This window comes from Marinobacter persicus, assembly GCF_002934325.1.
GTDB classification, from domain to species: domain Bacteria; phylum Pseudomonadota; class Gammaproteobacteria; order Pseudomonadales; family Oleiphilaceae; genus Marinobacter; species Marinobacter persicus_A.
Map to the genome: position 1 here is coordinate 1 of NZ_PTIV01000046.1, position 14,008 is coordinate 14,008.

Here is a 14,008-nt window from a genome sequence, read left to right on the forward strand (position 1 = left end):
TCGGCTTCAGCGCCAACCATGAACCGCCGTGGTACGGAACCGTATGCCCGGTGGTGTGAGAGGACGGGGGAGGTGACTCCCCCTCCTACTCGATGGTGAAAGCGTGGCTGGCTTATGGAAATGGGCGCCCTGTGCTATTCTCACTCGCCTGAAATCACCTGAGCGGAAATTATGTCTTTGCCCAAACGTGTAGTTCTGGTTGGGCCCATGGGGGCCGGAAAAAGCACCATCGGCCGGATGCTTGCGAAGGAGCTTGGCTACCGGTTCCTCGATTCAGACCGTATTATCGAGGAGCGGTGCGGCGCCAATATTCCCTGGATATTTGATGTCGAGGGGGAAAGTGGTTTTCGTGAGCGGGAAACCGCGATGCTCAAGGAACTATCCGAAGAACCTGGTACGGTGCTTGCCACGGGTGGGGGCGCAGTGATGCGCTCCGAGAATCACGCCTTGTTGAAGTCGGACGCCATGGTGGTATACCTGCGGGCCTCCATTGACCAGCAGATCGAGCGGACGCGGAAGGACCGAAACCGTCCGCTGCTGCAGAATGACAACCCCGAAGCAGTATTGCGCAAATTGTTTGCCCTGCGTGACCCTATTTACACCGAGTTGGCGGACATCGTCATGCACACTGACCGGAAGAGCCCACGGCTTGTGGTTCGACAGCTCGTTAATAGATTGAATCCGAAAACGCCCCGGCACAAACGCCAGCGGCGCAAAGAAGGTCGTTCCTATGCAAAAGGTACTTCGTGAACTTACCGTAGATCTGGGTGAGCGTAGCTACCCGATTGTTATCGGCCAGGGGTTGTTGGGAGCCTTTGATTTGACGCCGTGGGTGGTTGGTAGCCAGGTAATGATTGTTACCAACGACACCGTCGCCCCTTTGTACTTGGAAAACGCCAAAGCCTGCTTCCCCGGCAAGACGGTCGACGTGGTCGTGTTGCCAGATGGTGAGAAGTACAAGGACTGGCAAACCCTGAACCTCATCTTTGATGCGCTGCTGGAAAAGCGTCACACACGCAAAACCACCATTGCCGCGTTGGGCGGGGGTGTTGTCGGGGACATGGCGGGGTTTGCGGCTGCAACCTACCAGCGTGGTGTCCCCTTTATCCAGATTCCAACCACGCTGCTGTCCCAGGTCGACTCTTCGGTTGGGGGGAAAACCGGCATTAATCACCCTCTGGGCAAGAACATGGTGGGCGCTTTCCATCAGCCGCAGGCGGTCCTCATTGATGCTGATACGCTTGGGACTCTCCCCCCTCGGGAGGTATCTGCAGGCCTGGCCGAGGTCATCAAATACGGTCTGATCCGTGATGAGCCGTTCCTTGGGTGGCTGGAACAGAACATGGATGCGCTTTTGTCGCTGGATGCGACGGCCCTGGGCGAGGCCATACACCGCTCCTGTCAGTGCAAGGCCGATGTCGTGGCGCAGGATGAAAAAGAGGGCGGGCTGCGCGCCATCCTTAACCTTGGGCATACGTTTGGCCATGCGATTGAAACCTTTGCCGGCTATGGCAACTGGCTGCACGGCGAAGCAGTAGGGACCGGTATGATGATGGCGGCAGACTTATCGGTGAGGGAAGGAAACCTGACCCCGGAAGACCGTGCCCGTGCCGTCAATCTTATTGGTCGGGCATCGCTGCCTTCGATGGCGCCGGAAGGGATGACGTCTGAAGACTTCATGGCGCTTATGGCGGTCGATAAAAAGAACGTGGATGGTGCCCTTCGGCTGGTGCTCCTTCGGGCTCTGGGCGATGCCTACGTGACTGCAGAGGCCAGCGTTGATAACCTCCAGGCAACACTTCAGGCTTTTATTCGATAGGGATGGCGTGTGGCTCGAGACACTCTGAACAGTCTTGAAGATGGCGGGCTTTTCCCCCGTCTGCAACAACGCTATGCCTTGCGGGAAAATCCGCTGGAAATGGAGGCGCCGTTTTTTCCGGAGGCTGGCCGGCAACAGGCGTTGGAGTCTTTGCGCCACCTGTGTGGGTTTGGCGATATGGCGCTGGTTATTACTGGTGCGCCTGGCTTCGGAAAGACTCGGCTGTTGGCCGAGTTCGCCCGCCACGAAGCTTCCCGCCTGGATATCCACCGGATACCGGTGTCGGCGCTGGGTAGCAGTCTGGCGCTGGCGCGTGAACTGAGGAAAATGGCGCGCTCTGCCATTCCCGAGGATGCGGATGCGCGGGAAGCCATTCAGGGCTATTTCCGGTGGTCTGAAGGCCGGGCACAACGGGGGCAAAGGCAAGTGCTTCTTGTGGATGACGCGGATCAGGGCGCTCCGGAAGCCGTGCAGATGCTTTTGGCAGGATTTCTGGCCGCTGACCGTTCCGTGGCGGCAGTTCCGGTTTTTACCGGCAAAGACGTCTTGCATTCGCTGCTGGCCGAGCCCGCTGAAACCGTACGCGTCCATCAGATTTCTCTCGTGCCCCTGTCTCAGGACGATATCCTTGCTTACTTGCGCCCACGGGTTGAGAGAGCGGGGGGCTCGGAAAAGCAGCTGCTGGCTTCGTCGCGGCTGAAAAAAATCGAAGCCTTGAGTGGTGGCAGCTTTAGCGGCGTTCAGAAGGCAGCGCCCAGCGTCTGGCTGGATATGACCCCGGGCGGATCCATAAAGCGGGCTCGCGCGAAACCCTCCCTGCCTTCGGTGCGGTCGTTGCGATGGCCGGTTCTGGCAGTGTTGTTGCTGGGTGGTTCCTTCTGGTTTGTTTCCCAGCAATACGATAATGCGGTGCGTCAGTCGGAGCCGCAGGCCGATAAGCCCAAGCCGGTGCGCAAGAGTATTACCATTGGCCCTGAGACAACTGTGTCGTCCCCGAACGCTGCCGAGCGTGAGCCAAAACCGCTGCCAGAACCATCCCTGTTGCCTGAAACGCAGCCGGTGTCCGGCGATGATTTGGCGCTTGAGCCGGCGAAGGAACCGGAACAGGAGCAGTCCCAGGAGACGCGTTCTGAGCCAGAGACGGTGCTTGCACAAGACGAATCGCCCCAGGCTGTTTCAGAGCCAGAGCCAGAGCCAGAGCCAGCCTTTGTACCCCAGAATGCCGGGGCGTTTGTGCCTTTGGCGGAACTGCGGCAACGGGATGGCTGGACGTTACAGGTAGTGGCCGGCCAGCTCGAGAAAACCGTCCTGAACGTCATGGCGCGTGCGCCGGCAGGGGCGAACCTTGAATACACGGTGGGAGAGCGTCAGGGCGAGCCCTGGTTTATGCTTATCTATGGTCGTTACGGGACCAAAGATCAGGCGCGTGAAGCCGCGTCCAGCCTGCCTTCGGAGCTTGGTGTCAGCAATCCCTGGGTGAGATCTTTTGCCAGTTTCTGAGTGCTTCGAACAGGTGCAATGAGCGTTTCGGGCGGTTCCGATTGCCTGGAAGTTTATTGCATAAATGGCATCAAATACGTAGAATCCGATCCCCCCTTTTTTAGGTGTCAGTACACCGTGCGCACTGTTTTGGTGCGATGGCGACTGATGGCAAAGCATTTCTACGCGAGAGAACGCTTATGACAACAGGCTTGTATCATCCCGACGAATTCAGGGACAACTGCGGTTTTGGCCTGATTGCCCACATGAAGGGCGAGGCCAGCCATAAGCTGTTGCAGACGGCTATCGAGTCACTCACCTGTATGACTCACCGCGGAGGTATCGCTGCGGATGGCAAGACCGGCGATGGCTGCGGGCTGCTTATTCAAAGCCCCAGGGCATTTTTGCAAAAAGCGGCACAGGCGGCGTTTGGCAAAAAACCTGGCGACTTGTTTGCAGTTGGCCAGGTTTTTTTAGCCCCGGACGAGACCAAAGCCTCGGCGGGCCGTGCAGCGGTTGAGAAAAGACTCGTAGAGCAGGGCCTGGAAGTTCTGGGCTGGCGCGAAGTGCCGGTGGACGACAGCTGCCTGGGGCCAATGGCTCTGGACTGTCTGCCGCGCATTGAGCAGGTGTTCGTGGAGCCGGCTGGTAAATCCGAGAAAGATTTCGCCATCAGTCTGTTTGTTGGTCGTCGTCACGCCGAGCGTGACATGGCAGACGACGCCGAGTTTTACATCTGCAGCCTGTCTCATCGCACCCTGGCCTACAAGGGTCTGATGATGCCGGCGGATCTCGCCAACTTCTACAAGGACCTGGGCGATCCGGACCTGGAAACCGCCATCTGCGTGTTCCACCAGCGTTTCTCCACCAATACCATGCCGCGTTGGCCGCTGGCGCAACCGTTCCGGTTCCTGGCGCACAATGGCGAGATCAACACCATCGAAGCGAACCGCAACTGGGCACTGGCCCGGGCCGCCAAGTTCAGCTCGCCCGACCTGCCGGATCTCCAGACGCTTCAGCCCCTGGTGAACCTCTCCGGTTCTGACTCCTCCAGCATGGATAACATGCTGGAAGTGCTGCTGGCGGGCGGTGTCGACCTGTTCCGTGCTGTGCGCATGATGATTCCGCCGGCCTGGCAGAACGTCGAAACCATGGATTCGGACCTGCGCGCGTTCTATGAATACAACTCCATGCACATGGAGCCGTGGGATGGCCCTGCCGGTCTGGTTATGTCCGATGGCCGCCATGCCCTGTGCATGCTCGACCGTAACGGTTTGCGCCCGGCCCGCTGGGTGGTCACCAAGGACGACTTCATCACCCTCGCGTCAGAAGTGGGTACCTACAGCTACACGCCGGACGATGTCGTGGCCAAGGGCCGCGTTGGACCGGGTCAGATGCTTGTGGTGGACACCGAGACCGGTGACGTTCTGCACACCGACGACGTTGATCAGCGCCTGAAGAAAGCCCAGCCTTACAAGCGCTGGTTGAAGGAAAACGCGTTGCGGGTGGAAACCACGCTGAACCAGGGCACGTCCGAGTTCAAGCTGATGGAGCAGGATGAACTCCTGGTCCACCAGAAGATGTTCAACGTGTCGTTTGAAGAGCGGGACCAGGTGTTGCGCCCGCTGGGCGAGAACGCCCAGGAAGCCGTTGGTTCCATGGGTGACGATACCCCGATGGCCGTGCTGTCCAGCAAAGTGCGCCACGTGGGCGACTACTTCCGTCAGAAGTTCGCCCAGGTCACCAACCCGCCGATTGACCCGCTGCGCGAGTCCATCGTGATGTCGCTGGAAACCTGTCTGGGTGCCGAGAAGAACGTGTTCGAGGAAACCGCCGAGCACGCGGACCGGATGATCCTGACCACGCCGGTTCTCTCGCCCTCGAAGTTCCTGCACATCAGCGAGAACGACCGCCCCGGTTTTGAAGTGGCGCGGATCTCCCTGAGCTATTCCCCGGATGTGGGCCTGGAACAGGGTGTTCGTCAGGTATGCCAACAGGCGGAACAGGCGGTTCGCGATGGCAAGATCATCCTGATTCTGTCCGACCGCGAGCTGACTGAAGGCGAGCTGCCGGTCAACGCGCTGATGGCAACCGGTGCCGTTCACCATCACCTGGTGGCCCAGGGGCTGCGCTGTGATGCCAACCTGGTTGTCGAGACCGGTTGGGCGCGGGACTCCCACCACTTCGCCGTTCTGTTTGGCTTCGGTGCTACCGCCGTTTACCCGTACCTGTCATATCAGGTGTTGAACGATCTGATCCGCACCGGCGAGCTGTTGGTTGATCCGATCGACGCCAAGAACAACTACCGCAAGGGCATTAACAAGGGGCTGCTGAAGATCCTGTCGAAGATGGGTATCTCCACCATTACCTCCTACCGGGGTGCGCAGCTGTTCGAGGCGATTGGCCTGGCGGACAATGTGGTGGATCTGTGCTTCAAGGGCGTGCCGAGCCGCATCCAGGGCGCCGACTTTGGCGACTTCCACAAGGACCAGGAGCTCCTGGCTGCCGTGGCCTGGAAACCGCGCAAGCCGATTTCCCAGGGCGGCCTGCTGAAGTACGTGCACGGCCAGGAATACCATGCGTTCAACCCGGATGTCGTGGGTGCCCTGCAGGACGCGGTAATCAGCGGCGACTATGGCCAATACCGCAAGTACTCGACCCTGGTAAACGAGCGTCCGGTGGCCACCCTGCGTGATCTGCTGGTGTTCAAGAAAGATCTCAAGTCCATTGATCTTTCCGAAGTGGAGCCGGTCGAGAACATCTTCCCGCGCTTCGACTCGGCGGCGATGTCCCTGGGTGCGCTTTCTCCGGAAGCCCACGAGGCGCTGGCCGTGGCCATGAATACCCTGGGTGGCCGGTCCAACTCCGGCGAGGGTGGCGAAGATCCGTCTCGCTATGGCAATAACAAGCGCTCCAAGATCAAGCAGGTGGCGTCCGGCCGCTTCGGTGTGACCGCCGAATACCTGCGCAGTGCCGACGTCATGCAGATCAAGGTGGCCCAGGGCGCCAAGCCCGGTGAGGGCGGCCAGCTGCCGGGCGGTAAGGTGAACGAGCTGATTGCCCGTCTGCGTTACTCCGTGCCGGGCGTGACCCTGATTTCACCGCCGCCGCACCACGATATCTACTCCATCGAGGATCTGGCGCAGCTGATTTTTGACCTCAAGCAGGTGAACCCGGAGGCGCTGGTATCGGTGAAGCTGGTGTCCGAGCCGGGCGTGGGCACCATCGCTGCCGGCGTGGCCAAGGCTTACGCCGACCTGATCACGGTATCGGGTTACGATGGTGGCACCGCGGCCAGCCCGCTGACTTCCATCCGTTACGCCGGTTCCCCCTGGGAGCTGGGGCTGACTGAAACCCAGCAGGCCCTGCGTGCCAACGACCTGCGCGGCAAGATCCGCCTGCAGACCGACGGCGGCATCAAGACCGGCCTGGATGTGGTGAAAGCCTCCATCCTGGGCGCGGAAAGCTTTGGCTTCGGTACCACTCCGATGGTTGCCCTGGGCTGTAAGTACCTGCGTATCTGTCACCTGAACAACTGTGCCACCGGTGTGGCGACCCAGAACGAGTACCTGCGTGAAGAGCACTTCAAGGGTACCGTGGAAATGGCCATGAACTTCTTCCGCTTCGTGGCGGAGGAAACCCGTGAGTGGCTGGCCAAGCTGGGCGTGCGCAGTCTGGAAGAGCTGGTGGGTCGTGTGGACCTGCTGGAGCGTCTGCCGGGCGATACCGATCGTCAGCAGAAGCTGGACCTGACTCGTCTGTTGGAAAACGAGCATATTCCGGCCGATAAGCCTCATACCTGTCAGGTTGAGCGCAACCATCCGTTCGATCAGGGCCAGTTGGCCGAGCAGATGGTGAAAGACACCGCTGCTGCGATTGCCGAGAAATCCGGCGGTGCCTGGCACTACCGGGTAACCAACTGTGACCGTTCCATTGGTGCCCGCCTGTCCGGTGAGATTGCCCAACGCCACGGCAACCAGGGCATGGTCAGCGCACCGATTACCCTGGACCTGACCGGTACTGCCGGCCAGAGCTTTGGTGTCTGGAACGTGGGCGGTCTGAACCTGATCCTGGAAGGTGACGCCAACGATTACGTGGGCAAGGGCATGACCGGCGGTAAGCTGGTGGTCAAGCCGCCGCGTGGCAGTCAGTTTGAGACCCAGAACACCTCCATTGTGGGCAACACCTGCCTGTACGGTGCCACTGGCGGCAAGCTGTTCGCCGCAGGTACCGCCGGTGAGCGTTTTGCCGTGCGGAACTCTGGCGCCCACGCCGTTGTCGAAGGCGCCGGTGACCACTGCTGTGAGTATATGACTGGTGGCCTGGTGACTGTTCTGGGTGACACGGGCTACAACTTCGGTGCCGGCATGACCGGTGGTTTCGCCTACGTGCTCGACAGAAACAACACGTTTGTGGACAAGTACAACCACGAACTGGTTGAGATTCAGCGTATCTCCCGGGAAGACATGGAGGCGCATCGGAACCACCTGCGGGGCGTGATCCGTGAGCACATTTCTGAAACCGGAAGTGCCTGGGCGGAGCATATACTGGAAGAGTTCGACGACTACATCAGTCGTTTCTGGTTGGTGAAGCCTAAGGCCGCGAATCTGCGCAGCCTGCTGGCGAACACCCGAGCCCGCCCGGAGTAATCGGAGTAGCACTATGAAAGAACGTCTCAACAATGACTTTCAGTTTATGGAAGTAGGGCGGGTTGACCCCAAGAAAGTGCCTGCCAAGAAGCGAAAGAAAGAGTTCGGGGAAATCTATCACCCGTTCACGGAAACCCACGCGTCCTCCCAGGCACACCGCTGCCTGGAGTGCGGTAACCCGTACTGCGAGTGGAAGTGCCCGGTGCACAACTACATTCCGAACTGGCTGAAGCTGGTCTCGGAAGGCAACATCATGAAAGCCGTGGAGTTGTGTCACCAGACCAACTCCCTGCCGGAAGTCTGTGGCCGGGTGTGCCCGCAGGACCGTCTGTGTGAAGGTGCCTGTACCCTGAACGACGGTTACGGTGCGGTCACCATCGGTTCGGTGGAGAAGTACATCACCGATACCGCCTTCGCCCTGGGCTGGAAGCCGGATCTGTCCGACGTTAAGTGGACCGACAAGAAGGTGGCGGTCATCGGCGCCGGCCCGGCCGGTCTCGGCTGTGCCGACATCCTGGTGCGTAACGGCGTGAAGCCGGTGGTGTTTGACCGTTACCCGGAGATTGGCGGGTTGCTGACCTTCGGCATTCCGGAATTCAAGCTGGAAAAAACAGTCATGACCCGTCGCCGCAAGGTGTTTGAAGAGATGGGCATGGAATTCCGCCTCAGCACCGAAGTGGGCAAGGACGTGCACCTCAAGGACATTATCGAAGAATACGATGCGGTGTTCATGGGCATGGGTACCTACGAGTACATGAAAGGCGGCTTCCCGGGTGAGGACCTGCCCGGCGTTCACGACGCCCTGCCGTTCCTGGTGTCCAACGTGAATCGTCGCCTGGGCTTCGAGAAGCAGCAAAGCGACTTCATCGACATGAAGGGCAAGCGTGTGGTGGTCCTGGGTGGTGGTGATACGGCCATGGACTGTAACCGCACCTCCATTCGTCAGCAGGCGGAGAGCGTGACCTGTGCCTATCGTCGTGACGAGGCCAACATGCCGGGCTCCCGCAAGGAAGTGGCGAACGCCAAGGAAGAAGGCGTGAATTTCCTGTTCAATCGCCAGCCGATTGCCATCATTGGCGAAGACAAGGTTGAAGGCGTCAAGGTGGTTTCCACCCAGCTGGGTGAGCCCGACGAAAACGGTCGCCGTCGCCCGGAACCGGTGCCCGGTAGTGAGGAAGTGATCCCGGCCGACGCCGTGCTGGTTGCTTTCGGTTTCCGTCCGAGCCCGGCGCCCTGGTTCGAGGAGCAAGGCGTGAAGACCAACGACTGGGGCCTGGTAAACGCTCCCGAGGAAGCGGAGTTTGCGTTCCAGACCAGCAACCCGAAGATCTTCGCTGGTGGCGATATGGTTCGCGGCTCCGACCTGGTGGTAACCGCCATCTGGGAAGGCCGTCAGGCGGCTGAAGGCATCCTGGATTACCTGGATGTCTGATTAACGGCTTGACCGGAATCAGGAGGGCGGCTTACTGCGGTAAGCCGCCCTCCTGCTTTTTGGCAAATTGCTTTCCAGAAGGTCGGTCACGCTCGTCTCTTGATGAAAAAATATGCTCAAGATCAAAGTAAACTTGAAGCTATTAACAATAAGCTTTTAAATGACACAGGCGGCCAAGGCAGGCCGCTGTAGATAACAACTCCACGGATGGAAACTGCTCATGGATGAGTCAGGTACGCTCCCCTTTTCGCTCTCGGAAATCTTCAACACTTCTCTGTCCCAGTCCCAGCGACTGCTGAGCCTGTCGGTCAACGCCCCGCTAGTGCCTCACCGCTTGGTGGGCGAACAGCGAGTCAGCGAACCGTTTCGTTACACCCTCGATTGCTTCTCCCAGCAGGGCGATATCGAACTCAAAACCCTGATGGCCCAGCCGGCCCGCCTGTCGGTGTTGCAGGCCGATGGCGGCTACCACCACCTGCACGGCCTGGTGTCCGAAGCGGCCATGCTGGGCGAAGACGGCGGTGTGACCTACTACCAGCTCACCCTGGTGCCCTGGCTGGAGATGCTCAAGCTCGGGCGCAACAGCCGCATCTTCCAGAACCGCTCGGTGGTGGACATCCTCGGCCAGGTCTTTGAGGGCCACGAGCTGGCCCGGGGTGGTTACCGTTTCGATCTGCGCCGGGAGTACCCCACCCGCAGTTACTGCGTGCAGTACCGGGAAAGCGACTTCCAGTTCGTCAGCCGCCTGATGGAAGAGGAAGGCCTGTGGTACTACTTCGAGCATTCCGGTAATGGCAGTGGTGAGGATGACGAAGGTCAGGAGGCGAATCGCTTCGACGGCCACCGCCTGGTGATCACCGACGACGCAGACACCGCCCAACCCGTCCAGCCCCGGCTTATTCGTTTCCACCGCCAGGCCGCCACCGAGCAGGAAGACGCCCTCACCCAGTGGGGCGGGGTTCGCAAGCAGCAGCCCACCCGCGTCAGTGTCGGCACCTTCGATTACAAACAGCCCTCCCTGACCAAACGCACCGGCCTGAGTACCCTCAGTGACCAGGGCAACCTGCCGGACGCCGAAGTCTACGACTACGCCGGCGAATACTATTACCACGGCCACGACCGGGGCGAACGCCTGACCGCCAACCGCCTGGAAGCCCATGAATCCCAGGCCAAACGCTTCCGGGGCGCCGGCGGTGTGCGGCAACTGGAAGCCGGCCGCTGGTTCGAGCTCAGCCAGCATCCCCGCCACGACACCGGCGGCGAAGCCGAACGCCAGTTCCTGATACTCGGCGTCACTGTCCACGCGGAAAACGCCTTGCCGGTCTCGGCTCACCTCAACGCCTTACCCGGCAGCCTCAAACCAAAAATCGACGCCGCCAAGCGCGCCCAGGGCCTGGAAGACAACCAGAACGAAGCGGCCAACGACTACCAGCACACAGGCACCGGCCACTTCCTGGTGGAACTGGAAGCCCAGCGCCGCACCCAGCCGTACCGTTCGCCATTACGCCACCAACGCCCGGTCATGGGCGGTCCCCAGACCGCGACGGTCGTTGGCCCTGAAGGCGAAGAAATCCACACCGATGCCCTCAACCGGGTCCGCGTCCAGTTCCACTGGGACCGCCAGGGCCAGCACAACGAACAGGCCGGGGTCTGGCTGCGGGTGGCCCAGCCCAATGCCGGCCCCGGCTGGGGCGGCGTGTTCGTGCCCCGCATCGGCCAGGAAGTCATTGTCGACTTCCTCGAAGGCGACGCCGACCGCCCCCTGATCACCGGGCGGGTCTACAATGGCGAACAGCAACCCGACTGGCACAGCCATGGCCTGCTCTCCGGCTTCAAAAGCAAAACCTACCGGGGCAGCAAGTACAACGAACTGGTCTTTGACGACGCCACCGATCAGGAACGAGTGCGCCTGAACTCCGAGAATGAAAAGAGCCAGCTCAACCTGGGCTACCTGATCCACCAGAATGGCAACCACCGGGGCAGCTTCCGGGGCACCGGGTTCGAACTGCGCACCGACGCCTACGGCGCTATCCGCGCCAATCAGGGGCTTTATCTCACCAGCTGGGGCCAACTGGGCGTCAGTGGCGACCAGCTCGACCTTACCCCGGCAAGGCAACAGATCCAGAGCGCCTGGCAACTGACCGACACCCTCAGCCAGAGCGCCCAGGACCACAACGCCGACGGCCTGCAAGCCAGCGCCTACCTCAAACAGGCCGGTGAAGATGCCGACGACACCTACGGCACCAGCGAACAGCTTACCGACAGCGACCAGAGCAACGCCGCCGGCGCCAGTGACAGCGGAGGACGAGGCGAAGCGGCCCGAATGAAAACCCCCTGGCTGCATATGGCCTCACCAGCCGGCATCACAATGAGCACCCCCGAATCCACCCACCTGGCCCAGGGCAAATCCCTGAGCGTGGCCACGGGTGAAGACGTCAACATCGCCACCGGCAAAAGCCTGGTGGCCTCCATCTCCGAAGCGCTCTCACTGTTCGTACAGAAAGCCGGGATCAAGCTCTTTGCCGCACGCGGGAAAGTGCAGGTGCAGGCCCAATCCGACAACCTGGAAGCCATCGCCCGCAAAGACCTGACCATCACCTCCAGCGACGACAAGATCGACCTGTCCGCCGCCAAGGAAATCCTGCTGGTCAGCGGTGGCGCCTACGTAAGGATCAAGGATGGCAATGTTGAGCTTCATGCGCCTGGCAAGGTGGAAGTTAACGGGGCGATGAAAACGTTTGACGGGCCGGCTCAGTTGGATCTGTCGATGCCGCAAATGCCGGAAGAAGTGTGTGAAGAGTGCCTCCTAAAAAATCTTTCTAATGGATCTCCCATTGTGAGCGTCGCGTGAGGCCAGCATGCAACTCATTGATCATTATCCAATTGACTGGGAACAACAGACTATATCATCAGTTAGAGCGTGGTTCAGACATGAGCGCTCCCCTCATGTCTATCTACTGCTCGACGCAGCTTTTCGGCATGAAACCGTGCTTCCGATAATCAGAGGTTTATTCAAAGAGACTCACTGGCGATCGCTCTATCAGGATTCTCCCAATACAAGTGAGCGCGTGTTAGCAATATCACCACTGCTGCTACACATCACCGAGGGTAACCTACAAACCCTTCAGTGCTTGCAGGAAGCGACCGAAGGCAATCCCATGCTCAGCATGATTGTTTCGTGCGAATCAATGGAGCAGCTCTGGCAGAGGCTTTCCGCCTTTCGGCTGGTGACTATTCATGACGAGCGCTATGTTTTACGCCTGTCCGATACTCGAAGGCTCCCACAAATTGTGAGTATGCTAACGCCGGCTCAGAAAAGCCATTTAACCGGCGGTATGCTGAGCTGGAGCTATATCGGCCGAGACGGCCTCTGGAAGACACTGGAATTAGATGTCCAACCCATGACATTGAGCCCCCGCTTATCTGAACCACTTAAACTCAATGATCAACAAATCACAACGTTACTCGACATGAACCGAATCGATACTCTCATTGATGCTCTTCGCCTTAATGAACCAGCGCTTTTTAAGGCCTTCGAGAAGCCATCAGCCCGTTATGACTGGATTGAAAAGACATTAAATTCAACAGCTCTCCCGGTTGAAACCTATGCTGAGCAATTGGAGTGTTGCCGGCAATCCGCCCCTCACGCAGGAATGAATGATGGGGCGTGACGTCTTACAAACTCACTATCCCAGAGCTCTAGGGTCTAAAAACATTCGTCCGACATCGAAGGACAACAAGGAGCGTTTTCCTATGCATTTTAGTTTTGCCCAAGCCTTTGTTATGGCAACGGTTCTCGTCCTCTCCGGTTGCGGCCTGGGCGAGGATACCGTAGCTCTCAACGTCACCGGTGTGGACTACGCTGGCAAGGGCATCAAGGCCTTCACCGTTGAAGATCCCAACGACCCGAAAAACCATGGTGGAGGCTTTTCGATCACACCCTACAGTGCCGGCGGCATCCAGTGTTGCTATCAGGTTCCCGAAGAATGGCACGAGGGGATGAAAGTAGAGGTGGTTGTTCAATACCCACTGGAGGGCGAGACAGGCGACGAAATCTCAGCGTCGTACGCGAAACGCAAAGCAGCAGGTACCCTGGAACATACGATTGAGGTGGAGATTCCGGAGTATAAAACACCTGCACGAGGCACACTCTGGGTGCAGTTTCTGCCAGATAAACAGGCGAAGGTGGTCATCAGCGACCTGGACCCGCCCCACGAGGATTTTCCCGGCGACGTGAAAGGTTGGCCGGAGCCTTCCGGTGAGTATCGAATAAAACTAATCAATTCAAAAATTAAAGTATCTGCTGAGAGACTTTCCAGGTCCATGCAGTATCTGAAACAAGTCCAAGCAAATGATACACATGAACTAGAGCAGCACTGGCGCATTTATAATGAAATCTCTGCTGAAAAGCTCTCCGATTATCACGGCAGTGATGATCCAAAGTTCAAGGCCTTCTTGGTTAGAAAATTCAAAGAACGGATCCGCGCAGATAAACAGACCATTCGTCAGCTTGAGGAGATTAAACCATGACATCTGGCAAGCCCCCGATACAGTAGACGCCTGATAGCGTTACACTAAACGCAAATCTACAGGTGTTGATGATGAGCGCAAAGCGATACTCCGAAGAAT

At 59.0% G+C, this 14,008-nt stretch carries 8 protein-coding genes; all 8 read left to right on the forward strand.

Annotated elements, in window-relative coordinates:
• Window positions 1–171: 171 nt before the first annotated feature.
• Complete coding sequence (gene aroK, locus BY454_RS15780; RefSeq protein ID WP_104417528.1) at window positions 172–750, forward strand: shikimate kinase AroK; 579 nt, start codon at window positions 172–174, stop codon at window positions 748–750.
• Entirely contained in the window at window positions 731–1,819 is a 1,089-nt protein-coding gene (gene aroB, locus BY454_RS15785; protein ID WP_104417529.1) for a 3-dehydroquinate synthase, read from the forward strand. The genes aroK and aroB overlap by 20 nt, the downstream gene beginning before the upstream one ends.
• Before the next feature lie 9 nt (window positions 1,820–1,828).
• Window positions 1,829–3,319, forward strand: coding sequence for an AAA family ATPase (locus tag BY454_RS15790; RefSeq protein WP_104417530.1), 1,491 nt, complete (start codon window positions 1,829–1,831; stop codon window positions 3,317–3,319).
• A gap of 179 nt (window positions 3,320–3,498) precedes the next feature.
• Window positions 3,499–7,947, forward strand: a complete 4,449-nt coding sequence (gene gltB / locus BY454_RS15795; RefSeq protein WP_104417531.1) for a glutamate synthase large subunit — start codon at window positions 3,499–3,501, stop codon at window positions 7,945–7,947.
• 13 nt (window positions 7,948–7,960) lie between these two features.
• The gene (locus tag BY454_RS15800) at window positions 7,961–9,379 is read left to right on the forward strand and encodes an FAD-dependent oxidoreductase (protein WP_104417532.1); all 1,419 of its coding nucleotides are present in this window, start codon (window positions 7,961–7,963) and stop codon (window positions 9,377–9,379) included.
• A 220-nt stretch (window positions 9,380–9,599) separates the two neighbouring features.
• Window positions 9,600–12,230, forward strand: coding sequence for a type VI secretion system Vgr family protein (locus BY454_RS15805; RefSeq protein WP_104417533.1), 2,631 nt, complete (start codon window positions 9,600–9,602; stop codon window positions 12,228–12,230).
• A 7-nt stretch (window positions 12,231–12,237) separates the two neighbouring features.
• Window positions 12,238–13,050 carry a DUF4123 domain-containing protein gene (locus BY454_RS15810; RefSeq protein ID WP_104417534.1) on the forward strand — a complete coding sequence of 271 codons (813 nt, stop codon included), beginning with the start codon at window positions 12,238–12,240 and terminating at the stop codon, window positions 13,048–13,050.
• Window positions 13,051–13,132: 82 nt separating this feature from the next.
• Window positions 13,133–13,909 (forward strand): DUF3304 domain-containing protein, encoded by a 777-nt coding sequence (locus BY454_RS15815; protein WP_181049730.1) that lies wholly within the window; start codon window positions 13,133–13,135, stop codon window positions 13,907–13,909.
• Window positions 13,910–14,008: the final 99 nt, after the last annotated feature.